This window comes from Serratia marcescens, from assembly GCF_029846115.1.
GTDB lineage: Bacteria > Pseudomonadota > Gammaproteobacteria > Enterobacterales > Enterobacteriaceae > Serratia > Serratia marcescens_L.
Genome location: NZ_JARVZZ010000001.1, coordinates 3697243 through 3718919, shown reverse-complemented (window position 1 = coordinate 3718919; position 21677 = coordinate 3697243). Strand labels below are relative to the sequence as shown.

Here is a 21677-nt window from a genome sequence, read left to right as displayed (position 1 = left end):
TCCTCACGCCGAGGCGCTGGGGAATATAGGGAAGGCCGGCCGCCGCATTCGTTCCGCGGCGGCGGGAAAACAGAGTCCGCTTACGGGCAACGCAGGTTCCACGAAGAGCCTGTGATAATAAAAAACTGGAGTCGATAAGTATGACCAACATCACGAAGAAAACGCTCATTGCCGCCGGCGTTATCGCCGCGCTGGGTATCACAGCAACCACCAGCGCTTTCGCCGCTGACGTCCCGGCGGGCGTGCAGCTGGCCGACAAGCAAGAAATCGTCAAAAACAACGGTTCCGAAGTGCAGTCGCTGGATCCGCACAAAATCGAGGGCGTGCCGGAAAACAACGTCACGCGCGATCTGATGGAAGGCCTGGCGAACAACAGCCCGGACGGTTCCATCGTGCCGGGCGTCGCGGAAAGCTGGGATAACAAGGATTTCAAAGTCTGGACCTTCCACCTGCGTAAAGACGCAAAATGGTCCAACGGCAAGCCGGTGACGGCGCAAGATTTCGTCTACAGCTGGCAGCGCGTGGTGGATCCGAAAACCGCGTCGCCTTACGCCAGCTACCTGCAGTATGCCCATGTGGAAAACGTCGATGACATCATCGCCGGTAAAAAAGACAAGTCGACGCTGGGCGTGAAGGCCATCGACGACCACACCTTCCAGGTGACCCTGAGCGAGCCGGTGCCTTATCTGGTTGAAATGACCCCGCACTACGCCATGAAGCCGGTTTACAAAGACGCGGTGGAGAAGTTTGGCGAGAAGTGGACGCTGCCGGCCAACTACGTCAGCAACGGCGCCTACAAACTGAAAGACTGGATTGTCAACGAGCGCATCGTACTGGAACGCAACCCGGAATATTGGGATAACGCCAAAACCATCATCAATAAAGTGACGTTCCTGCCTATTTCGTCGGAAGTGACCGACGTCAACCGCTACCGCACCGGTGAAATCGACATGACTTACAACAACATGCCGATCGAACTGTTCCAGAAGCTGAAAAAAGAGATCCCGAAAGAGGTGCATGTTGATCCTTACCTGTGCACCTATTACTACGAAATCAACAACCAGAAGGCGCCGTTCACCGATGCGCGCGTGCGTGAAGCGCTGAAGCTGGGCATGGACCGCGACATCATCGTCAACAAGGTGAAAAACCAGGGCGATCTGCCGGCCTACAGCTTTACGCCGCCATACACCGACGGCGCCAAGCTGACCCCGCCGGAGTGGTTTGGCTGGACGCAGGAAAAACGCAACGAAGTGGCGAAGAAACTGCTGGCGGAAGCCGGCTATGGCCCGGGTAAACCGCTGACCTTCTCCCTGCTGTACAACACTTCAGACCTGCACAAGAAGCTGGCGATCGCCGCCGCCTCCATCTGGAAGAAAAACCTGGGCGTGGACGTGAAGCTGGTGAACCAGGAGTGGAAAACCTTCCTGGATACCCGCCATCAGGGTACCTATGACGTGGCGCGCGCCGGCTGGTGCGCCGACTACAACGAGCCGAGCTCGTTCCTGAACATGATGCTGTCCGACAGCAGCAGTAACACCCCGCACTATAAGAGCGCCGAGTTCGACAAGCTGATGGCCAACGTGTTGACCGCGAAGAGCAAAGACGAGCGCGCCGATCTGTATCAGAAAGCGGAAGTTCAGCTGGATAAAGATTCCGCCATCGTTCCGCTGTATTACTACGTGAACGCCCGTTTGGTGAAACCTTACGTCGGTGGCTACACCGGCAAAGACCCGCTTGATAACGTGTACGACAAAAACCTGTACATCATCAAGCATTGATACGGTAAGAGCCGGCGGCGTAGGCCGCCGGCCCATGTTGAGAATAATAAGCCGTCATCAGGCTGTCGCACAGGGTTAGGGCAATGCTTAAATTTATACTTCGTCGCTTGTTGGAAGCGATCCCGACACTATTTATCCTTATCACCATCTCATTCTTCATGATGCGCCTGGCGCCCGGCAGTCCATTTACCGGGGAACGCGCATTGCCGCCGGAAGTTATGGCGAATATCGAAGCCAAATATCATTTGAACGACCCGATCTGGAAACAGTATGGTCATTATCTGGCGCAGCTTGCGCAGGGAGACTTCGGCCCGTCCTTTAAATACAAGGACTATTCGGTGAACGATCTGGTCGCCAGCTCTTTCCCGGTTTCCGCCAAACTCGGCCTGGCCGCGTTTCTGCTGGCGGTGGTGCTGGGGGTGAGCGCCGGCGTGATCGCCGCGCTGAATCAGAACACCAAATGGGACTACACGGTGATGGGGTTTGCCATGACCGGGGTGGTGATACCCAGTTTCGTGGTGGCGCCGCTGCTGGTGCTGATCTTCGCCATCACGCTGAAATGGCTGCCGGGCGGCGGCTGGAACGGCGGCGCGCCTAAGTTCATCATCCTGCCGATGGTGGCGCTGTCGCTGGCCTATATCGCCAGCATCGCCCGTATTACGCGTGGTTCGATGATTGAAGTGCTGCACTCCAACTTCATCCGCACCGCGCGCGCCAAAGGCTTGCCGATGCGTCGCATCATTTTCCGCCACGCGCTGAAGCCGGCGCTGCTGCCGGTGCTGTCCTACATGGGGCCGGCGTTCGTCGGTATCATCACCGGTTCGATGGTGATCGAAACCATCTACGGTCTGCCGGGGATCGGCCAGCTGTTCGTTAACGGCGCGCTGAACCGCGACTACTCCCTGGTGTTGAGCCTGACCATTCTGGTGGGCGCTCTGACCATTCTGTTCAACGCAATCGTCGATGTGCTGTATGCGGTCATCGATCCGAAAATCCGTTATTAATCTGGAGCACGCGAATGATGTTGACTAAAAAGAACAGCGAAGCTCTGGAACACTTCAGCGAGAAGCTGGAAGTGGAAGGACGCAGCCTGTGGCAAGACGCGCGCCGGCGCTTTATGCACAACCGTGCGGCGGTCAGCAGCCTGTTCATTCTGGTGTTGATCACGCTGTTTGTGGTGCTGGCGCCGATGCTGTCGCAGTTTGCCTACGACGATACCGACTGGGCGATGATGTCCGCCGCCCCAAGCCTGGAATCGGGGCACTATTTCGGTACCGACTCCTCCGGGCGCGATCTGCTGGTGCGCGTGGCGATCGGCGGGCGCATCTCGCTGATGGTCGGCGTGGCGGCGGCGCTGGTGGCGGTGGTGGTCGGCACGCTGTACGGCGCGATGTCCGGCTATCTGGGCGGCAAGATCGACTCGGTGATGATGCGTCTGCTGGAGATCCTCAACTCCTTCCCGTTCATGTTCTTCGTGATCCTGCTGGTGACCTTCTTCGGCCAGAATATCCTGTTGATCTTCGTGGCGATCGGCATGGTGTCGTGGCTGGATATGGCGCGTATCGTGCGCGGCCAAACCCTCGGTCTCAAGCGTAAGGAGTTCATCGAGGCCGCGCTGGTGTGCGGCGTCTCCACGCGCAATATCGTGCTGCGGCATATCGTGCCGAACGTGCTCGGCGTGGTGGTGGTGTACGCGTCGCTGCTGGTGCCGAGCATGATCCTGTTCGAATCCTTCCTCAGCTTCCTGGGGTTGGGCACGCAGGAGCCGCTCAGCAGCTGGGGCGCATTGCTCAGCGACGGCGCCAACTCAATGGAAGTTTCACCGTGGTTACTGCTGTTCCCGGCGGGTTTCCTGGTTGTCACTCTGTTCTGTTTCAACTTTATCGGCGATGGCCTGCGTGACGCCCTCGACCCGAAAGATCGTTAAGGAGTGCAATCATGAGCACCATTGAACATCCTCAACTGCAAACCGGCGCCGGGGTCAAAACGTCGCCGCTGCTGGACGTGAAAGACCTGCGCGTCACGTTCTCCACCCCGGACGGCGACGTGACGGCGGTGAACGATCTGAACTTCGACCTGCGCGCCGGCGAAACGCTGGGCATCGTCGGTGAATCCGGTTCCGGTAAATCGCAGACCGCGTTCGCTCTGATGGGGCTGCTGGCCAGCAATGGCCGCATCGGCGGCTCGGCCAAATTCAACGGCCGCGAAATCCTCAATCTGCCGGAAAATCAGCTCAACAAGCTGCGGGCCGAAGAGATCTCGATGATCTTCCAGGACCCGATGACCTCGCTCAACCCTTATATGCGCGTTGGCGAACAGCTGATGGAGGTGCTGATGCTGCATAAGAAAATGAGCAAAAGCGAAGCCTTCGAAGAGTCGGTACGCATGCTCGATGCGGTGAAAATGCCGGAAGCGCGCAAGCGCATGCGCATGTATCCGCACGAGTTTTCCGGCGGCATGCGCCAGCGCGTGATGATCGCCATGGCGCTGCTGTGCCGGCCGAAGCTGCTGATCGCCGACGAGCCGACCACCGCGCTGGACGTGACCGTCCAGGCGCAGATCATGACGCTGCTCAATGAGCTGAAGCGTGAGTTCAACACCGCTATCATCATGATCACCCACGACCTGGGCGTGGTGGCCGGCATCTGCAACAAGGTGCTGGTGATGTACGCCGGCCGCACCATGGAATACGGCAGCGCGCGCGAGGTGTTCTACCAGCCGAGCCATCCGTACTCTATCGGTCTGTTAAACGCGGTGCCACGTCTCGACGCCGAAGGCGAAGCGTTGCTGACCATTCCCGGCAATCCGCCGAACCTGCTGCGGTTGCCGAAAGGTTGCCCGTTCCAGCCGCGCTGCCCGTACGCCATGGAGCAGTGCGCGAGCGCTCCGCCGTTGGAGCAATTTGGGGAAGGGCGCCTGCGCGCCTGCTTTAAACCGGTGGAGGCGTTGGTATGACAGCGGTAACCGACAAGAAAGTGCTGCTCGAAGTGGCCGATCTGAAAGTGCACTTCGACATTCATGACGATAAACAGTGGTTCTGGCAGCCGCCGAAAACCCTGAAAGCGGTCGATGGCGTCACGCTGCGGCTGTTCGAGGGGGAAACCCTGGGCGTGGTCGGCGAATCCGGCTGCGGCAAATCCACCTTCGCGCGCGCCATCATCGGCCTGGTGAAGGCCACCAGCGGGCGCGTCGCCTGGCTGGGGAAAGATTTGCTGGGCATGAGCGACGCCGACTGGCGGAAAACCCGCAGTGATATCCAGATGATCTTCCAGGATCCTCTGGCGTCGCTCAACCCGCGCATGACCATCGGCGAGATCATCGCCGAGCCGCTGCGCACCTACTACCCGAAAATGCCGCGTCAGGAAGTGAAGGACAAGGTCAAGGCGATGATGCTGAAGGTCGGCCTGCTGCCTAACCTGATCAACCGCTACCCGCATGAGTTCTCCGGCGGCCAGTGCCAGCGTATCGGCATCGCGCGCGCGCTGATCCTCGAGCCGAAGCTGGTAATCTGCGACGAGCCGGTCTCCGCGCTGGACGTGTCGATTCAGGCGCAGGTGGTGAACCTGTTGCAGCAGCTGCAGCGCGAAATGGGCCTGTCACTGATCTTTATCGCCCACGACTTGGCGGTGGTGAAGCACATTTCCGATCGCGTGCTGGTGATGTACCTGGGCCATGCGGTGGAGCTGGGCACCTATGACGAGGTGTACCACAATCCGCAGCACCCTTACACCAAAGCGCTGATGTCGGCGGTGCCGATCCCGGATCCGGACAAGGAGAAGGAAAAGCAGATCCAGCTGTTGGAAGGGGAGCTGCCTTCGCCGATCAACCCGCCGACCGGCTGCGTGTTCCGCACCCGTTGCCCAATCGCCGGGCCGGAGTGCGCCAAGACGCGCCCGCTGCTGGAGGGCAGTTTCCGCCACGCAGTGTCCTGCCTGAAGGTCGATCCGCTGTAATCCGCCGCTAGCCGGCAACAAAAAGCCCCGCTGGATGAGCGGGGCTTTTTTTATCCGATATGCTATCGGCGAATCACTCTTTCCACAGAATATGGCACAGCTTGTGGTCTTTCTCGCGGCAGATCAGCACGCGGGCGAACACGTCGTTGATCGGCTCGCCGTCGCTGTCCGCCAGACCGATCACCACCTCGGCGAAGAAGTCCGGGTTCAGGTCGTAATCCACGTGCTCGCGCCAGTCTTCGGAGGGATCGTACAGTTCGGCGCCGCCGCGCTCTTCAAACTGCAGATTGAACAGCAGAATATCCGCCGGATCCAGATTGTCGCCGGCCAATTCGAGGAAAATGTCGTAGGCCTGTTCCAGCGTTTCGTCTTCGGTAAGGCGGTTATTCAAATCCATAAAAAAATCCTGATAACAAATGATTTGGCGCTATTAAAGCACGCTCGCCGCGGCTTTTACAGCAGCGGGCTGAAAAAGTAGAACAGGCGCTCGACCAGGCGATGCCAGAACGGCCGCTTCAGCCACTCTTTGGCGTTCAGCAGCTGGGAACGGGCGATGTAATCTTCCTGCACGCAGGCCAAATCGCTGCCGAAGCCGTCATCATCGATCACCAGCGTGATCTCGAAATTCAGCCACAGGCTGCGCATATCCAGATTGACGGTGCCGACCAGGCTGAGCTGGCCGTCCACCAGCACGCTCTTGGTGTGCAGCAGTCCGCCTTCGAACTGATAGATCTTGACGCCGGCCTCCAGCAGCTCGGAGAAGAACGCGCGGCTGGCCCAGCGCACCATCATCGAATCGTTGTCGCGCGGCACGATGATGCTGACCTCGACGCCGCGCAGGGCGGCGGTGCAGATGGCGTGCAGCAGATCGTCGCTCGGCACGAAGTACGGCGTGGTCATGATCAGCTGCTCGCGCGCGGAATAAACCGCGGTCAGCAGCGCTTGGTGGATCATTTCCTCGGGGAAACCGGGGCCGGAGGCGATCACCTGAATGGTATGGCCGCTCTCCTGTTCGAACGGCATGATGTTGACGTCCGGCGGCGGCGGCAGAATGCGCTTGCCGGTTTCAATCTCCCAGTCGCAGGCATAGACGATGCCCATGGTGGTGGCCACCGGGCCTTCCATGCGCGCCATCAGGTCGATCCACTGGCCGACGCCCGCATCCTGCTTGAAGTAGCGCGGATCGACCATGTTCATGCTGCCGGTATAGGCGATGTAGTTGTCGATCAGCACCACTTTGCGGTGCTGGCGCAGGTCCATGCGGCGCAGGAACACGCGCAACAGGTTGACCTTCAGCGCTTCGACCACTTCGATGCCGGCGTTGCGCATCATCGCCGGGTAGGGGCTGCGGAAAAATTGCAGGCTGCCGGCGGAGTCGAGCATCAGGCGGCAGTGTACGCCGCGCCGGGCGGCGGCCATCAGCGATTCGGCCACCTGATCGACCAGGCCGCCGGGCTGCCAGATATAGAACACCATTTCAATGTTGTGGCGCGCCAGCTCGATGTCACGGATCAGCGCTTTCAGCGTGTCGTCGGTGGTGGTGAGCAGCTGCAGCTGGTTGCCCTTGACGCCGTCGATGCCCTGGCGGCGGTTGCAAAGCTGGAACAGCGGTTCGGCGACCTCACTGTACTCGGTGGCGAAGATGCGGCGGCTCTCTTTCAGCTCCTTCAGCCAACGGGCGGTCGACGGCCACATGGCCTTGGCGCGCTCGGCCCGGCGTTTGCCCAGATGCAGCTCGCCGAACGATAAATAGGCCACGATGCCGAACAGCGGCAGAATGTAGATAACCAGCAGCCAGGCCATTGCTGAGGGAACCGCACGGCGTTTCATCAAAATGCGCATCGTCACGCCGGCGATCAGCAGCCAGTAGCCGAACACCATGAGCCAACTGATTACGGTATAAAATGTTGTCATAAAGGCGAAAAATCCCGTTCGCAAACCACCAATGATGAGTGTACGCACAGATCGGGCAAGGCGAAACCTTTTATCGGCGCTTATGTTACATAAATATGATGAAGTTAAGGCACTTGCTGAAAATGAAAGGGCGGTTTTTTCCCGCACGGCGCCCGCTGTGCCGCCGATAACTGCGGCTTGGATCACGGGCGGAAAGGGCTATAATGCCCGCGGTTGGCATTAGACGAACGAGTGACGGAATTATGAGACGCAGTAGAAATGAAGTGGGTCGCTGGCGCATGTTGCGGCAGAGCCAACGCCGCCGGCATCGCTGGCTGGAACGCCAGTCGTGCAGCAATCGCCATATTATCCGGGTGCGCCGCCGCCTGGACGATCAGCATCGGCGCGCGCTGCTGTTTGCGGTATCCTGCGAGTGGTAAAACGAAAACAGTCCCGTGAGGGACTGTTTTGTTATGGCGCCTGGGTTATTTGCCCAGATAGGCGTTGAGCATCCAGACCTGTTTTTCCTGCTCTTTGATGTAATCGCTCATCAGCGACGCGGTGCCTTCGTCACCGGCATCTGCCGCGACCGCGAGCAGCTCACGCTGCTGTTGCAGCAAGACTGAATACCCTTCCAACAGGCCGCGCAGCGTGCCTTTATCATCGGTCACGTTGGTGTGTTCCTTGATGTCGGCGGTTTTCAGATAGTCGCTGAAAGCGTGGCGCGGCTGCGAGCCCAGCGTCAGAATACGTTCCGCCAGCTCATCCACCTTGGTCAGCAGATCGTTATATGTCTCTTCGAATTTCGCGTGCAGTTCAAAGAACTGCGGGCCGGTAATATTCCAGTGATAGCCGCGCACATTCATATACAGCACCTGATAGTTCGCCAACAGCGCATTCAGCGCCTCGGCGAGTTTTGCCGATTGTTTACTGTCGAGGCCGATATGGGTTTTCGCTGCTTTCTTTGCCGTTGCCATAATAATCTTCTCCTGATTATTTGTTCCGATAGTAGACAGAATCAATTTCCATAGCTGTTACAGTAACCGGATTTATCGCAGGGTTAAACACGATAACAGGCATTATTGCCATCGCTCAAACCGATGACGATAAATCCGTCGAGCAAATTGCCGAATCAGTTTACGCAGGTTCCGCAGGCGAAAAAAGCCGCTTTTATCGGTTACTTGCGCAGCGCCAGTTTTACCGCGCCGGCGCCCAGCGCCATTAACAGCGCGGCGGCGATCAGCACCGTAATAAAGGCGCGATCAAAGGCCAAGCGCGCCAGCTGTGTCAGCTGCTGCGCGCGATCGGCCGCCAGCCCGGCCGCCAGCCGCAAAGCTTCGTCGATGCTGTCGTAGGCCAAATCGCTGACCGGCAACTCCGCCGGCAGCGCCAGGCTGTGGCTGTAAACCGCGGTCATCAACCCGCCGAGCAACGTCACGCCCAGCACGCCGCCCAGCTCGTAGGAGACGTCTTCGATAGATGCCGCCATGCCGGATTTCTCTTCCGGCGCGTTCAGCATGATGGCGGTGGAGGCGGCGGTGATCACGCCGCCGAGGCCAAAGCCCACCAGCGCCAGGCTGACCAATTGCGGCGCCATGCCGCTCTGGTACCACGCGGCAAGACCGGCGATGCCGAGGGTAGTCAGGACAAAGCCGCCGAGGATGATGCTGCGTTCGCCGTAGCGCGGCAACAGCAGGCCGGCTACGGGCCCCGCCAGCGCCGAGGCCAGCGGGATCGGCAAAATAAACAGCGCCGCCTGCAGCGGGCTGAGGCCGAGCACCAGCTGCAGGCGTTGGCTGAGCACCAGCTCGACGCCGATCAGCGCCACCATCGACAGCAACGCCACGCCGATGCCGCCCGCGAACAACCGGTTGCGGAACAGGGAGAAATCGATCATCGGGTGGGCGCTGCGCTGCTGACGACGCACGAACAGCACCAGGAACAACACGCCGATCGTGGCCGCCACGAGGAGGGCGATCGCATCAGGCGTCGGCTTGCTCAGCTCCTTCAGCGCATAGATAGCGCCGACCAGGCCAATCATGATCTGCACCGAGCCGACGATGTCCGAAGGGCGCGGGTTATCGCCACCGCAGCGCGGGATCAGTTTCCACGCCAGCGGCCAGACCAGCAGCACGACCGGCACATTGATCAGGAACACTGAACCCCACCAGAAATACTCCAGCAGCAGGCCGCCGACCACCGGGCCGATGGCCGCGCCGCCGGAGGCCACCGAGGCCCAGATGCCGATCGCCAGCGCGCGCTCGCGTTCGTCGGTAAAGACGTGGCGCACGATGGACAACGTGGCGGGCATCATCATCGCCGCGCCAACGGCGAGGAACACCCGGGCGGCGATCAGCCACTCGGCGGTGGGCGAGAACGCGGCGCACAGCGACGCGACGGCAAACACCGGTAGCCCGGCGAGAAACAGCCGTTTATGGCCGATGCGATCGCTCAGCATGCCGGCACCGGGCAGCAGGCCGGCCACCACCAGCGGATAGGCGTTGACGATCCAGAGTTTTTGCGAGGCGCTGGCGTCCAGCGCCTGGGTTAAGCGCGGCAGGGCGGTATATAACACCGTCATATCGATGACGATCAGGAACAGGGCGCTGGCGACCATCGTCAGGATCAACCAGCGGTTCTTGGCGTACATAATTCATATCCAGTTAACGTGGGCGGCGCGGAGGCGCCGCCATTCGGGTAAGCCACCGGCGACGCCGGGTGGTATACTGATGATAATATATATCCATACGTTCGTATTGAAAAGAAGGGTTTCTTAATGGGACGTCAACGCAGCATCGATCGCGACAAGGTTTTGGACACCGCCGAAGAGATCGTCGCCACCCAGGGTGCCGCCGGCTTGACCATCGACGCTGTCGCCAAAGCGATGGGGATCTCCAAGGGCGGGGTGCAGTATTGCTTCGGCAGCAAAGACGCGCTTATCGATGCCATGTTCGATCGCTGGGGCAGTGCCTACGAGGCGCTGTTCGCCGCTATCGCCGGCGACGATCCTTCGCCGCAGACCGCCGTGCGGGCGCATATGCTGGCCACCCACAGTTCGGATCAGACCGCCAGCGCCAAGGCCGCCGGGCTGATGGCGACGCTGATCCAAACGCCGGAGCATCTGGCGAGTACGCGCGAATGGTATCGCAGCCGCATCGCCGGTTTGGATTTGACGACGGAAGAAGGCAAGCGCGCGCGCCTGGCGTTTCTCGCCACCGAAGGCGCCTTTATGCTGCGTTACTTTGGTTTGATGGATATCAGCCAGGCGGAATGGGAAACGATGTTTACCGATATGCAGGCGTTGATTTTAACTGAGGGTGCCTATCGCACTGATAGCTAGCAAAGCCCGCAGTGAAAGGCGTATGTTTATCGAACAAGATATTCCCTCGAAGAACTTTTAAGCCAGCCACTCCGTGCTGGCTTTTTTTTTTGCAGGCAAGCGCCCAGGCAGGGCCCCCTGGAGCCAGGGGGCGGGGGGGTTATTTACGGGCGTCCAACAGCGCTTGGGCGTTTTCTGCGGTAACGACGGTCCACGGAATGTAGTAATGCTTCTGCGTGCCACCCTCCCATTTCAGATCCTTGGCGTACTGCTTCCAGATGTCCGACTGTGGTTGATAGCTTTCACCTTTCACGGCGCGCAGCGCGACGTCAATGGAACCCTGCATCTGGCCTTTGGCATCTTGCAGAATAGAGACCATTTCACCGGCCTGTACCGCATGAATCGCGTCGGAAACGCCGTCAACGCCGGCAATTGCGAAGTCCTTCACATTCAGGCCGGCGCCTTTAATTGCCTCGATAGCGCCCAGCGCCATCTCGTCGTTTTGGCCAATCACGCCGTTGATTTTACCCCGGTGTTTCTGCAGCCAGTTTTCCATCAACGGCTGCGCTTCCGCGCGTGACCAGTTGGCCGTTTTGCGCTCAAGTACCGTGACCTGGCCGGCGCCGCACTCGGCAATCGCTTTATCGTTACCCTTGCCGCGCTGGATCTCGCCGCTGCCGCCTTTCGGGCCTTCGATAATCACTACGTTCACCTTCTGGTTCTTGCAGTCGAGTTTGTCCAGTACGGCTTTGGCTTCCAGATACCCCCCCAACTCGTCATTAGACACCACTTCAGACGTCATCGCGTCCGTGTTCAGGCGCGCGTTGGTGACCACCACCGGGATTTTGGCTTCGTTGGCATTAGTGACGATATCGATATTGGCTTCAAAATCCATAGGGTTGACGATAATGGCATCGGCGCGCGTTTGGATAGCGGTGGCGGCCTGATCGTTTTGCACCGATGCATCATAACGCCCATCGTAGAACGTCAGCACGGCTTCGCCGCTTTTCACCGCCGGGTGTTCCTTCCCGAACCTTTCCATCAATTGCACGAACTCGGCTTTGTTGCCGTACATCAATACCGCGATTTTAACCGGGGCGGCCTGAGCTGCCGACAGGCTGCCCAGCATCAGGGCAGAGGCAAACAACGCTATCTTGGTCTTATTCATGGTTTTCTCCTGGTAGAGTTGGGTCTGATGTTATTAATCGCGCTGTTGCTTACGCGAGGGGTCGAGCAATACGGCAAGGACGATCAATGCGCCTTTGATAATTTGTTGGTAATACGATTGCACGCCGAGCAGATCGAGGCCGTTATTCATCACCCCGATAATCAGCACGCCGAAGAAGGTGCCGACCAGCGTACCGACGCCGCCGGCCATGCTGGTGCCGCCGATCACTACCGCCGCGATGGCGTCCAGCTCATACCCTGCGCCGGCGTTGGTCTGCGCCGAACCGGTGCGCGCCGTGAGGATCAGGCCGGCGATACCGGCCAGCGCGCCGCACAGCGTATACACCAGTATTTTGATGCGGGTCACGTTAATCCCCGAGGTGCGCGCGCTTTTCGGGTTGCCGCCGACGGCGTAGATGTAGCGCCCGAAGAGGGTTTTATTCAGCACGAGCCAGGCGAGGGCGAACAGCACGATGAAGATGATGACGGGCACAGGAACGCCGCCGACATAGCCATTGCCTAACCAGCGGAAATCGCTGTTCAATTGCGATACCGGATTGCCGTTGGTGGTCAACATGGTTAAACCGCGCGCCGCGGAGAGCATGCCCATGGTGACGATAAACGGCTGCAGCCGGTAGCGCGCCAACACGGTGCCGTTCACCAGGCCGCAAACGATGCCGATACCCAGCGCCACAATCAGCGGCGCCATGACGGCGGTCGCGGTGTCGCCGATAGCCAATCCGCTGTTGTTGGTGGCGAAGCGGGCGGCGACGATCCCGCTTAAGGCCAGCACCGAGCCCACGGAGAGATCGACACCGGCCGTAATGATGACAAAGGTCATGCCGATGGCCAGAATGCCGTTGATCGAGACTTGGCGCAGGACGATCAGGGTGTTTTCATTGCTGAGAAAATAGTTGCTGCTCCAGGCCCCCTGAGCGACCTGATATTCGCCAATCAGCGCCACGATCAGGCACAGTGCGAAAAAGGCGATGATAATGCCGTATTTGTGCATACGGCGCTTATTGCGGGTGAAAAATGAAATTCCTGGTGATAAGGAGTGGGCGCTGCTCATTTTTTTTCTCTCTCTGTTAAACCGCAAGTTTCATCAGTGCTGCCTGGGTCGCATCGGCTGCCGAAAGCTCGCCGGCCAACTGCCCGTCACGAAACACCAATATGCGATCGCTCATGCCGATAATTTCCGAAAGCTCGGAGGAAACCATAATGATCCCTTTGTTTTGCAGGGCGAACTCCGACATAAATCGATAGATCTCTTTCTTGGCCCCGACGTCGATACCGCGCGTCGGCTCGTCGAGCAGCAAAACCTCCGGATCCAGCAGCGCCCAACGGCCCAGCACGACCTTTTGCTGGTTGCCGCCGCTCAGGTTGCCCACGGGCTGTTCGCCATCGTGGGTTTTAACGTTGAAGCGCTGGATCATGTCGCGGGTTCGCGCCTGCTCCCGTTTCTCGCTGACAAACCCCATCCGGCTGATGGTGGCAAAAGAGGCGATATTGATGTTTTCACTGACGGAGCGGCACAGCACCAGACCGGTTTCCTTGCGATCTTCCGTCACGTAGGCAATACCGCTGTCGATGGCCTTGCGCGGAGAATGGCGGTTCAGCGTCTTGTCGCCCACGCGGATCGTGCCGCTGTCGGCATGCTGAACGCCGAAGATAAGATCGAGAAACTCGCTGCGGCCCGATCCCACCAGCCCATAGATGCCCAGGATCTCACCGTGCTTCAGTTGCAGGCTGATATCTTTTATCTTGCTGCGCCAACACAGGTTGTTGATCTCCAGCAAGATCTCTTCGCCGGGCTGATTGAATTTGGCGAACTCGCTGTCGTACTCGCCGCCAATAATGTGTTCGATCAGCTGTTCACGGGTAATGTCGGCGATATAACCTTCATGGATATAGGCGCCGTCGCGGAAGATGGTGTAGCTGTCCGCGATTTGGAATATCTCTGACAAACGGTGGGAGACATAGATAATGCCTTTACCTTTCGCCGCCAGTTGCTGAAGCGTCTGAAAGATTTTTTGCGCATCCTCTTCGCCAATCGCCGAGGTGGGTTCATCCATGATGATGATGTCGGCATTGGCATGCGACAGCGCCTTGGCGATCTCGACCAGCTGCTGCTCGGCGACGCTCAGGTTGCGCATTTTTTCTCGGGCGTCGATCTTGAAATCAAGTTCTTTGAGCAGGCGGGTCGTGCGCTGGTTGAGCGTTGTGAAGTCGACGAATCCCAGGCGTCGCGGCTCACGGCCCAGCCAAATGTTTTCGGCCACCGTCAAATCCGGGATCGCGCTCAGTTCCTGCTGCACGATGGCGATGCCGGCATTGAGGGCTTCCCGAGGATGATGAAATTCGCAGCGTTCGCCATTGATAAAAATGTCGCCGCCATCGGGTTGAATAAAGCCCATCAGAATGCTGAGAAAGGTGGATTTACCCGCGCCGTTGCCGCCGCACAGGGCATGAATGGATCCACGCCGCAGGCAAAACTCCGCATTCTTCAGCGCCACGACCGGGCCAAAGGCTTTCCTGACGCCGCTGACCTCCAGCAGATAGGCGGGCGCTGGCGTATGGGGATCTCGCGTCACAGTTGCACCTCCGGGTAGGTCTGCTGCAAGCGTTGCAGGTAACGTTGATAAAGCGTTTCGTATTGCGCCTGTCTGTCGGCGTTTGGCCGTGTGCGCGTGGCTTCATCCAGCGCAACGAAGCGTTGGCACAGTTCGGCCAGCAGCGCGCCGGCGTTCCGGCGCGGATCGTCGGCCAACATCGTCGCCCACATCGCCTGAACGGCGCCGCCCAGCGCGGCGGTCTCTTTGGCTTTCAGACAGACCACCGGGCACCCCATTACGTCCGCGACGATGTGTCGCCAGGCGGTGCTGCGGGCGCCGCCGCCGGTGAGGCGGATCTCGCGTGCTTCGATGCCCTGACGGCGAAACAGCTCGATGCCGTAGCGCAGGCCGTAGGTGGCGCTTTCGACCACCGCCAGGCAGAGATTGGCGCGGGTAAAGTTGTCGCTATCGAGGTTATGCAGGCTGGCGCGCGCGTGGGGCAATGGTGGAACGCGTTCGCCGTTGAAGAACGGCAGCATCTCAACACCGCCTGCGCCGGGCGAAGCCTGCGCCAATAAACCGTTAAAGCCGGCAAGGTCTTCGTCCAGCAGCGTTTGTACCGCAGTGGTGGCCGAGGTGACATTCATGGTGCAAATCAATGGCAGCCACCCGTTGGTGCTGGAGCAGAAGCCGGCAATCATGTCCGATTCCGCCGTGACGGGGGCGGCGGACCAGGCGAATAGCGTGCCGGAGGTGCCCAGGCTCAGGGTGAGGGTGCCGGCCTCGATGTTGCCGGAACCGATGGCCGCCATCATGTTGTCGCCGCCGCCGGTCGAGACCCGAACTGCCGGGCCGAGGCCGAGCTTCTCCGCGGCAGCGGGGCGCACCGTGCCGATGCAGCAGTCCGCGCTTTTGAGCGGCGGCAGGGCATGCCACAGGCGGCCGCTGTCGTCGATGAGATCGACGGCGGTTTTGCTCCAACGACGGGTGCGCACATCGAACAACCCGGTGCCGGAAGCGTCGCCATACTCCGCTACGCGCTCCCCGGTCAGCCAGAAGTTCAAGTAGTCATGGGGCAACAACACGGTATGCAGTTGTGCCCACAACGCCGGATGGTGCGTCTTGAACCAAAGGATTTTTGACGCGGTATAACCGGTGGCGATCCGCAGGCCGAGTGTTTCCAGCGAGCCGTTGGCCCCGCCGAGCTGTTGCAGGAGCCGTTCGTTTTCCTCTGCGGTTTCGGTATCGCACCACAGCTTGACGCTGTGCAGCACGTTGCCGTCTGCGTCCAGCGGCACAAACCCATGTTGTTGGCCAGAGACCCCCAGAGCATGAATCTCCCGTGCATCAACGCCGGCGTTAGTCACGGCTTGGCGAAAAGCGATGACTAACGCCTCTATCCACCAGTCGGCCTCTTGTTCGCGCCGGCCATTGGCTTGGCTGATGAGGCGGTGAGGGGCATTGCCCTCACCGAGGATCACGCCCTGTGCGCTGTCGACAATCACGACTTTCGTGCCTTGCGTACCGCAGTCTATGCCAGCATAGAGCGCCATAGGATCACTCCATTTCCAGCATGATTTTGATGTCTGAGGCATGTCCCGCCGCCGCGCGCTCGAAGGCGGCTACGCTGTCGGAGAACTTGTAGGTTTGGCTTATCAACGGCTGGACGCGCAACTTGCCGCTGCTCAACAGCCGCAGCGTGCGCGGGTACATGTTGGCGTAGCGGAAAATGGTCTTGAAGGTGATTTCCTTGGCCTGTGCGGCGACGATATCCAGCGGCGCAGCATCTATCGGCATGCCGACCAGCACGGCGGTCGCCCCTGGCGCCGCATGTTCGGCCAGCGTTGCAATAGCCGGTTTTGCGCCGCTGCATTCAAACACGACATCGGCGCCATTGCCGCTGGTGAGCGCGGCCACTTTCCCCGCCAGGTCGCCGGTTTTGATATTGATGGCGTGCAGCCCCTCGTAACTGGCCGCCACGGCGAGTTTTTCGTCGAACAGATCGCAAATAATGACGTCCGAGCAGCCGCCCGCCAGCGCCGCGAGGGCGGTGACCACGCCGATCGGCCCGGCGCCGATCACCAGCGCGATATCGCCGGGTTTGATCCCGGCTTTGGTGGCCGCTTGCATGCCGATAGCTAAGGGTTCCACCATGGCGCCTTCAGCGAAACTGACGTTGTCCGGCAATTTGAACGTGAAGGCGGCAGGGTGGATGACGGTTTCGCGCAGGCAGCCGTGCACCGGCGGCGTTGCCCAGAAGCGAACGGCCGGGTCAAGGTTGTAAATACCGGCGCGCGTCTGCGCCGAGTTGAGATCGGGAATGCCGGGCTCCATGCAAACGCGATCGCCGATGCTGAGGTGAGTGACGTTTTTACCTGTCGCGAGCACCACCCCGGAGGCCTCATGGCCGAGTACCATCGGAGCATTGACCACGAACGGGCCAATGCGTCCATGCTGATAATAGTGAACATCACTGCCGCAGATGCCCACGGAATGAATTTTTATCTGCACATCATCGGGCCCCAGCGTTTCGGCAAGCTGGACGTCCTCGATAGCGATTTCCCCCGCTTTGGCCAACACTAATGCTTTCATATTGCCTCCTGGTGAATCATTTTTATGGTAACGGTATCATTTCAATGCGGCGATAGTGAGCTAAAGCGGGTGGTTAAACTGTGATCGATGTTGGAATTACTCGACGGGAGTTAATTTTGCTGGTGGGTTGTTATTCAATATAGGGATGAAGATCACAAAACCGGCGGGGCAATGACGGTTTTAATATCAGCATGCTGATATCGATACCGTTACTTTGCAGGGGAAGTGATGAAAAAACAACAAGGTGCCATAGCCGCTACGCTGGAATATTTGCGCGAGGCGGACATTGTTTTGACCGAAGAAGAACAGCAACGTATTGAAATTGCGACATTTGGCCTGGCTGACTATCCCGTCTCAGGGCTGCAGCTGCTGACCTATGTCAACTCACCTCGGTATTGTGCGAAAGAGTTGGTGCTGTTTCCGGGGCAAACCTGCCCGGAACATTTGCATCCTCCTTTCGCCGGCACGCCCGGCAAGCAAGAGACGTTCCGCTGCCGCTGGGGCGAGGTGTTTCTGTTTGTCGATGATGAAAACCTGACGCTTAATGACGCCGGCGGCGAACCGGTATGCCGGGTGCCAGAGGGGGCGGAGCCTTGGTATACCTGCAATCGCTATATCCTCCTGCGGCCTGGCGAACAATACACCATCGCGCCCAATACCCGGCACTGGTTTCAGGCTGGAAAGCGCGGGGCGGTGGTGTCCGAGTTCTCTTCCGAGAGCCGTGATGAGTTGGATATCTTTACCGATCCCCGGATTAACCGCCTGGCAGGCGTAAACCATTAGCGCCACGATGAAAGTTCTGTCATGATGTTGTTAATGGTACAAAATGATACTCTAAGCTAAGGAGCTGCATTTGGCAGTGGGTCGAGGACGGAAAGCGACGCTGGCTAGCGTGGCCGCACAGGCAAACGTCAGTAAAATCACCGCGTCGCGGGCATTTTCACAGCCGGACAAGGTTCATCCGGAAACGCTGCGCCGCATTCGGGAGACCGCTGCCGAACTCGGTTATGTGGTCAATGCCGCGGCGCGTAACCTGCGTGCGAAAAGCAGCAGAACCATCGGCATCGTCAACCCTGATATGGCCAACCCGTTCTTTGGCGGCCTGACACGCTTGATGACGCTTGAAGCGCAAAAAATGGGGTATGACACCCTGGTGTTCGACTCCTATGAGTCTCAGGAAAGCGAAGACAGAATCATCGACAAACTGATTGGCTACAACGTCGATGCGATCATTCTCTCGGTTATTTCCAACGATCATCTGTACCAGCCTTCCTATCTAAAACGGTTGGAAACATTGAATATCCCGGTGGTACTGATCGATCGGGAGCTGGATAATCGCCACTGCAGCGGGGTGTACATCGATAACCTGGACTGCGGCCTCCAGGCGGGGCGCTGGCTGCTGGAACAGAAAGCGCAGCGGGTGGTGGTGGTATCCGGGCCGGAGAACTCCAACGTGGCACGGGACAGGGTCACAGGGCTGCAGGCGGCACTGCAAGGGAAAGTGGCGTCGCTTGAAGTGCTGTATGCCGATTTCTTTATGGATGTCGCCTGGCAAGAGACGAGCCGATGGCTGGCCAATAACCGCGCGCCGGACTTTTTCGTCGGCTGCAATAACCAGATCTCTCTGGGCATTATCAAGGCCTGCATTGAACATCGGCTGCCGTTGATGCAGGACGTAGCGCTGTTCAGCATCGATGAGGTTTCGCATGCCGAGATCTACGGTTTTCATTTCCCCTGCGTGTCGCACGATTTGCAAGAGATCGCCTGGCAAGCGTTGAATCTGGCGATTCGTCGTATTGCCGACCCCGAGATCAAACCGGGCAAGGTGGTGGTGCGGGGAAAACTCGTCGCGTAACGGCGCCGCCGTTCGCCTTATCCGTCATTTTTCAGCGCGTTGCACTATTTTTGGCTCATTCCGCCCGGCGGGACGGATGAGCAGCCACAAACCGCTTCCTGCCGTCGCCGCGCCTAGCAGCATGGGCCAGGAAAGGGGTTCATTGAACATTAACCCCGCCCAGCAGAAGGTGACGAAGGGACTGAGAAACAGCAGGCTCGTCACGCGCAGCGCAGAAGTGAGCCGTAGACACAACCAGTACAGGCCGTAACCGGCCAGCGTCGCCAGTAGCGCGGTCCAAAGCACGCCGCACACAAACCCCGTCGTTACCGTTGGCAGCAGCGGGCCTTCATTGCCGGCCAGCGCGGCGAAAGCCAGCGCGGAAACCGCGCTTTGTATCCCCAGCGTGGCCGGCAAACTCATTACGTGCGCCCGCGGCAGCCGTTCCTGCCACAGCGTTGCCAGCGCGAGCGATAGCATCCCCGCCAGCGGCAACAGGTAACTCCACAATGGGGCGTCTCCCCATGAGATGGCGCTGCCGGTCGCCAGCGTTACCCCGCTAACCCCCAAGGTTAAACCGGACCAAACGCGACCATCGGGCAGGCGGCGTTGCAACAACATGCTCAGCAGTGCCGTGCCGAGAGGGAGCAAATCGGCGATGAGTGCGGCCAACCCGGCCGGCACGCCATATTCGATGCCTTTGCTGACGCCGGTCAGGTAACCGGTCATGGCGAGCAACCCAATCCCGGCGTGAACAGCTATCGTCAGCGGAGATGCGCGCCTGATGGCGCTCAGACTAAACGGCAGCAACGCGAACGTGACCACCACGCAGCGCCAAAACGCCACCAGCAACACCGGCGCGTAATCGGCGGCGAAGCGAATGCCGACGAAGCCGGAGCTCCAGGCCACGATCAGCAGGACCTCGGCCACAGCCAGCCAGAGGGCGGCTTTGCCGTGATGTTTGCCGCAGTGGGAAGAGGGGCGAAATGATGGCAGGGACATGATGGTCACCTCCTTTCCGCCCGATGGTAGTGTGTGGCTATAGTTTAATAAATCGAATAATTTTCGTTCCGTTGTTTAATGGAGTTAAATCATGCGACCGACATTGGATATCGATCTCTTGCGCACTTTTCATGCCATTGCACGTTTGGGGCAATTCCGCGCGGCGGCGGCATTTGTCAATCGCAGCCCCGCCGCCGTGAGCGTGCATATCCAGCGCCTGGAACAGGTGGTGGGCGGGCGCCTGCTGGAGCGTGACAATCAGTCCGTGGTGCTGACGCCGCTGGGAAGCAAGCTGCTGGCCTCGACGCTCGGGCTGCTGAGCGCTCATGACGATATTCTGCGGGAACTGCAGGGCGCGCCGCTAAGCGGCCATATCAAATTGGGATTGCCTGATGAGTACGCCTCTCATGTGATACGTCATATTTTGCCGCGGTTTGCCGACAGTTTTCCCGCGGTGGAGTTGGAGGTCTCTACCGCTGCCAGTCAGGCGCTGGTGGACCAAATTGGTCGTAATCGGCTGCATCTCGCGCTGGTGGTTCAACCCTCGGGGAGACACTGTCAGACACCGGTCGCGGTGACAGTACCCGTGTGGGCCGGAGGCCGTTCGCTGGCGCTGCAGGCTAACCGGCCGCTGCCGCTGGCGTTGCATGCCGCCGACTGCCCTTATCGCGAAGCGATGCTCGAGGCGTTGACGTCGGCGGGGCGACAATGGCGGGTCATTTTAAGCAGTCCCTCGGCCAGCGTGGTGGCCGCTTGCGTAGAGGCGGGGCTAGCCGTCACGTTGCTCGATCGGGCACGACTCTCTGGTGCGATGCGGATACTCGAAGCGTTGCCACCGGTCGCGCCGTATGAGGTGCAACTGCTGCGATCTGTCGCCGCCGACGGCGAGCCCGCGACGGCGATGCTGGAGAAAGTCATCGGCGAGTATTTTCAGGGCGGTGAACACATCGTGCAGTAAACGCGGCCAAACCTATGTGGGCCGCTTCACATCCTGCAGCCCAAACAGCGTAGCCGCATTGCGAGCCAAAATAGCGTTCACGTCTTCCTCCGGCAAACCCGCGCGCCGGATGTAGTCCAGCGTGGTTTGAAACAGTTCGCCCGGTTGGAACGGGAAATCGGTGCCGAACAGCAGTTTCTTAATGGACGTCGCCTGGCAAGAGACGAGCCGTTGGCTGGCCAATAACCGCGTCCCGGACTTTTTCGTTGTCTGCAATAACCAGATCTCCCTGGGCATCATCAAGGCCTGTATCGAACATCGGCTGCCGTTGATGCAGGACGTGTCGCTGTTCAGCATCGATGAGGTTTCGCATGCCGAGATCTACGGTTTTCATTTCCCCTGCGTGTCACACGATTTGCAAGAGATCGCGTGGTAAGCGTTGAATCTGGCGATCCGCCGTATTGCCGATCCCGAGATCAAGCCGGGCAAGGTGGTGTTGCGGGGAAAACTCGCCGCGTAACGGCATCTCTCTGCTTTTGTATGGGGGATAAAAGGAGCAGAAGGAGGCGTTACATCCAATAGGCCGGTATGTTCGGTGGGCAATAGAACAACACTCCCGCTATTGATGCAGGGTTCATTCGTTCATA

General features: G+C 59.2%; 21 protein-coding genes and 1 pseudogene. 11 read left to right on the top strand and 11 right to left on the bottom strand.

Annotated elements, in window-relative coordinates:
- The first annotated feature begins 140 nt into the window (after window positions 1–140).
- The 5 genes from oppA (at window position 141) to oppF (ending at window position 5731) form a co-directional block, all read left to right on the top strand.
- Window positions 141–1778, top strand: a complete 1638-nt coding sequence (oppA, locus tag QDT79_RS17550; RefSeq protein ID WP_025303074.1) for an oligopeptide ABC transporter substrate-binding protein OppA — start codon at window positions 141–143, stop codon at window positions 1776–1778.
- An 83-nt stretch (window positions 1779–1861) separates the two neighbouring features.
- Window positions 1862–2782, top strand: coding sequence for an oligopeptide ABC transporter permease OppB (oppB, locus tag QDT79_RS17545; RefSeq protein WP_004932150.1), 921 nt, complete (start codon window positions 1862–1864; stop codon window positions 2780–2782).
- 14 nt (window positions 2783–2796) lie between these two features.
- Window positions 2797–3705 carry an oligopeptide ABC transporter permease OppC gene (gene oppC, locus QDT79_RS17540; protein WP_063990107.1) on the top strand — a complete coding sequence of 303 codons (909 nt, stop codon included), beginning with the start codon at window positions 2797–2799 and terminating at the stop codon, window positions 3703–3705.
- 11 nt (window positions 3706–3716) lie between these two features.
- Window positions 3717–4733 carry an ABC transporter ATP-binding protein gene (locus tag QDT79_RS17535; RefSeq protein ID WP_033634782.1) on the top strand — a complete coding sequence of 339 codons (1017 nt, stop codon included), beginning with the start codon at window positions 3717–3719 and terminating at the stop codon, window positions 4731–4733.
- Window positions 4730–5731 carry a murein tripeptide/oligopeptide ABC transporter ATP binding protein OppF gene (gene oppF, locus QDT79_RS17530; protein ID WP_025303071.1) on the top strand — a complete coding sequence of 334 codons (1002 nt, stop codon included), beginning with the start codon at window positions 4730–4732 and terminating at the stop codon, window positions 5729–5731. The genes QDT79_RS17535 and oppF overlap by 4 nt, the downstream gene beginning before the upstream one ends.
- 73 nt (window positions 5732–5804) lie before the next feature.
- On the opposite strand, the gene QDT79_RS17525 is transcribed toward oppF, so the two are convergent.
- Together QDT79_RS17525 and cls are read right to left on the bottom strand one after the other, a co-directional pair.
- Window positions 5805–6128 (bottom strand): HI1450 family dsDNA-mimic protein, encoded by a 324-nt coding sequence (locus QDT79_RS17525; RefSeq protein WP_063990106.1) that lies wholly within the window; start codon window positions 6126–6128, stop codon window positions 5805–5807.
- Between the two features lie 56 nt (window positions 6129–6184).
- Entirely contained in the window at window positions 6185–7645 is a 1461-nt protein-coding gene (gene cls / locus QDT79_RS17520) for a cardiolipin synthase (RefSeq protein ID WP_038877257.1), read from the bottom strand.
- 242 nt (window positions 7646–7887) lie between these two features.
- On the opposite strand from cls, the gene QDT79_RS17515 reads away from it, so the two are divergent.
- The gene (locus QDT79_RS17515) at window positions 7888–8064 is read left to right on the top strand and encodes a YciY family protein (RefSeq protein ID WP_025159792.1); all 177 of its coding nucleotides are present in this window, start codon (window positions 7888–7890) and stop codon (window positions 8062–8064) included.
- Window positions 8065–8109: 45 nt separating this feature from the next.
- Here the strand turns inward: QDT79_RS17515 and QDT79_RS17510 are convergent, their stop codons facing one another.
- Both QDT79_RS17510 and smfY read right to left on the bottom strand, forming a co-directional pair.
- The gene (locus QDT79_RS17510; RefSeq protein ID WP_063990105.1) at window positions 8110–8601 is read right to left on the bottom strand and encodes a Dps family protein; all 492 of its coding nucleotides are present in this window, start codon (window positions 8599–8601) and stop codon (window positions 8110–8112) included.
- Between the two features lie 200 nt (window positions 8602–8801).
- Window positions 8802–10274 carry a multidrug efflux MFS transporter SmfY gene (gene smfY, locus QDT79_RS17505; RefSeq protein ID WP_063990104.1) on the bottom strand — a complete coding sequence of 491 codons (1473 nt, stop codon included), beginning with the start codon at window positions 10272–10274 and terminating at the stop codon, window positions 8802–8804.
- A gap of 126 nt (window positions 10275–10400) precedes the next feature.
- On the opposite strand from smfY, the gene QDT79_RS17500 reads away from it, so the two are divergent.
- Window positions 10401–10964, top strand: a complete 564-nt coding sequence (locus QDT79_RS17500; RefSeq protein ID WP_063990103.1) for a TetR/AcrR family transcriptional regulator — start codon at window positions 10401–10403, stop codon at window positions 10962–10964.
- Window positions 10965–11103: 139 nt separating this feature from the next.
- Here the strand turns inward: QDT79_RS17500 and QDT79_RS17495 are convergent, their stop codons facing one another.
- The 5 genes from QDT79_RS17495 to QDT79_RS17475 form a co-directional block, all read right to left on the bottom strand.
- Window positions 11104–12111, bottom strand: a complete 1008-nt coding sequence (locus QDT79_RS17495; protein WP_063990102.1) for a substrate-binding domain-containing protein — start codon at window positions 12109–12111, stop codon at window positions 11104–11106.
- Window positions 12112–12144: 33 nt separating this feature from the next.
- Window positions 12145–13122, bottom strand: coding sequence for an ABC transporter permease (locus QDT79_RS17490; protein ID WP_016927501.1), 978 nt, complete (start codon window positions 13120–13122; stop codon window positions 12145–12147).
- Between the two features lie 76 nt (window positions 13123–13198).
- Window positions 13199–14704 carry a sugar ABC transporter ATP-binding protein gene (locus tag QDT79_RS17485; RefSeq protein WP_107226309.1) on the bottom strand — a complete coding sequence of 502 codons (1506 nt, stop codon included), beginning with the start codon at window positions 14702–14704 and terminating at the stop codon, window positions 13199–13201.
- A complete protein-coding gene (gene xylB / locus QDT79_RS17480) occupies window positions 14701–16218 on the bottom strand; it encodes a xylulokinase (protein ID WP_063990100.1) in 1518 nt (505 codons plus the stop codon). Before xylB ends, QDT79_RS17485 begins: the two co-directional genes overlap by 4 nt.
- A 4-nt stretch (window positions 16219–16222) precedes the next feature.
- Window positions 16223–17257, bottom strand: coding sequence for an NAD(P)-dependent alcohol dehydrogenase (locus tag QDT79_RS17475; protein WP_308316820.1), 1035 nt, complete (start codon window positions 17255–17257; stop codon window positions 16223–16225).
- 228 nt (window positions 17258–17485) lie between these two features.
- Here QDT79_RS17475 and QDT79_RS17470 point away from each other — a divergent pair, with 228 nt between their 5' ends.
- Together QDT79_RS17470 and QDT79_RS17465 are read left to right on the top strand one after the other, a co-directional pair.
- Window positions 17486–18040: a D-lyxose/D-mannose family sugar isomerase gene (locus tag QDT79_RS17470; RefSeq protein ID WP_063990098.1), complete on the top strand. Its 555-nt coding sequence runs from the start codon at window positions 17486–17488 to the stop codon at window positions 18038–18040.
- 70 nt (window positions 18041–18110) lie between these two features.
- On the top strand, window positions 18111–19112 hold the full coding sequence (locus QDT79_RS17465; RefSeq protein ID WP_063990097.1) for a LacI family DNA-binding transcriptional regulator: 1002 nt from the start codon (window positions 18111–18113) through the stop codon (window positions 19110–19112).
- A gap of 24 nt (window positions 19113–19136) precedes the next feature.
- Here QDT79_RS17465 and QDT79_RS17460 read toward each other — a convergent pair whose 3' ends face one another.
- Window positions 19137–20093, bottom strand: coding sequence for a DMT family transporter (locus QDT79_RS17460; RefSeq protein ID WP_063990096.1), 957 nt, complete (start codon window positions 20091–20093; stop codon window positions 19137–19139).
- 91 nt (window positions 20094–20184) lie between these two features.
- Here QDT79_RS17460 and QDT79_RS17455 point away from each other — a divergent pair, with 91 nt between their 5' ends.
- On the top strand, window positions 20185–21051 hold the full coding sequence (locus QDT79_RS17455) for a LysR substrate-binding domain-containing protein (protein WP_107226307.1): 867 nt from the start codon (window positions 20185–20187) through the stop codon (window positions 21049–21051).
- A 12-nt stretch (window positions 21052–21063) separates the two neighbouring features.
- On the opposite strand, the gene QDT79_RS17450 is transcribed toward QDT79_RS17455, so the two are convergent.
- The gene (locus QDT79_RS17450) at window positions 21064–21327 is read right to left on the bottom strand and encodes an amidohydrolase family protein (RefSeq protein WP_308316819.1); all 264 of its coding nucleotides are present in this window, start codon (window positions 21325–21327) and stop codon (window positions 21064–21066) included.
- Between QDT79_RS17450 and QDT79_RS17445 the strand changes: the two are divergent.
- A pseudogene (locus QDT79_RS17445) lies at window positions 21221–21550 on the top strand (substrate-binding domain-containing protein); the annotation flags it as partial. The gene QDT79_RS17450 and the pseudogene QDT79_RS17445 overlap by 107 nt on opposite strands.
- Between the last annotated feature and the right edge of the window lie 127 nt (window positions 21551–21677).

What these genes read in the sequence shown, in the direction of transcription:
- oppA (WP_025303074.1), top strand. Translation starts at nt 141, where the DNA reads ATGACCAACATCACGAAGAAAACGCTCATTGCCGCCGGCGTTATCGCC.
- oppB (WP_004932150.1), top strand. Translation starts at nt 1,862, where the DNA reads ATGCTTAAATTTATACTTCGTCGCTTGTTGGAAGCGATCCCGACACTA.
- oppC (WP_063990107.1), top strand. Translation starts at nt 2,797, where the DNA reads ATGATGTTGACTAAAAAGAACAGCGAAGCTCTGGAACACTTCAGCGAG.
- QDT79_RS17535 (WP_033634782.1), top strand. Translation starts at nt 3,717, where the DNA reads ATGAGCACCATTGAACATCCTCAACTGCAAACCGGCGCCGGGGTCAAA.
- oppF (WP_025303071.1), top strand. Translation starts at nt 4,730, where the DNA reads ATGACAGCGGTAACCGACAAGAAAGTGCTGCTCGAAGTGGCCGATCTG.
- QDT79_RS17525 (WP_063990106.1), bottom strand. Translation starts at nt 6,128, where the DNA reads ATGGATTTGAATAACCGCCTTACCGAAGACGAAACGCTGGAACAGGCC.
- cls (WP_038877257.1), bottom strand. Translation starts at nt 7,645, where the DNA reads ATGACAACATTTTATACCGTAATCAGTTGGCTCATGGTGTTCGGCTAC.
- QDT79_RS17515 (WP_025159792.1), top strand. Translation starts at nt 7,888, where the DNA reads ATGAGACGCAGTAGAAATGAAGTGGGTCGCTGGCGCATGTTGCGGCAG.
- QDT79_RS17510 (WP_063990105.1), bottom strand. Translation starts at nt 8,601, where the DNA reads ATGGCAACGGCAAAGAAAGCAGCGAAAACCCATATCGGCCTCGACAGT.
- smfY (WP_063990104.1), bottom strand. Translation starts at nt 10,274, where the DNA reads ATGTACGCCAAGAACCGCTGGTTGATCCTGACGATGGTCGCCAGCGCC.
- QDT79_RS17500 (WP_063990103.1), top strand. Translation starts at nt 10,401, where the DNA reads ATGGGACGTCAACGCAGCATCGATCGCGACAAGGTTTTGGACACCGCC.
- QDT79_RS17495 (WP_063990102.1), bottom strand. Translation starts at nt 12,111, where the DNA reads ATGAATAAGACCAAGATAGCGTTGTTTGCCTCTGCCCTGATGCTGGGC.
- QDT79_RS17490 (WP_016927501.1), bottom strand. Translation starts at nt 13,122, where the DNA reads ATGCACAAATACGGCATTATCATCGCCTTTTTCGCACTGTGCCTGATC.
- xylB (WP_063990100.1), bottom strand. Translation starts at nt 16,218, where the DNA reads ATGGCGCTCTATGCTGGCATAGACTGCGGTACGCAAGGCACGAAAGTC.
- QDT79_RS17475 (WP_308316820.1), bottom strand. Translation starts at nt 17,257, where the DNA reads ATGAAAGCATTAGTGTTGGCCAAAGCGGGGGAAATCGCTATCGAGGAC.
- QDT79_RS17470 (WP_063990098.1), top strand. Translation starts at nt 17,486, where the DNA reads ATGAAAAAACAACAAGGTGCCATAGCCGCTACGCTGGAATATTTGCGC.
- QDT79_RS17460 (WP_063990096.1), bottom strand. Translation starts at nt 20,093, where the DNA reads ATGTCCCTGCCATCATTTCGCCCCTCTTCCCACTGCGGCAAACATCAC.
- QDT79_RS17455 (WP_107226307.1), top strand. Translation starts at nt 20,185, where the DNA reads ATGCGACCGACATTGGATATCGATCTCTTGCGCACTTTTCATGCCATT.
- QDT79_RS17450 (WP_308316819.1), bottom strand. Translation starts at nt 21,327, where the DNA reads ATGCCCAGGGAGATCTGGTTATTGCAGACAACGAAAAAGTCCGGGACG.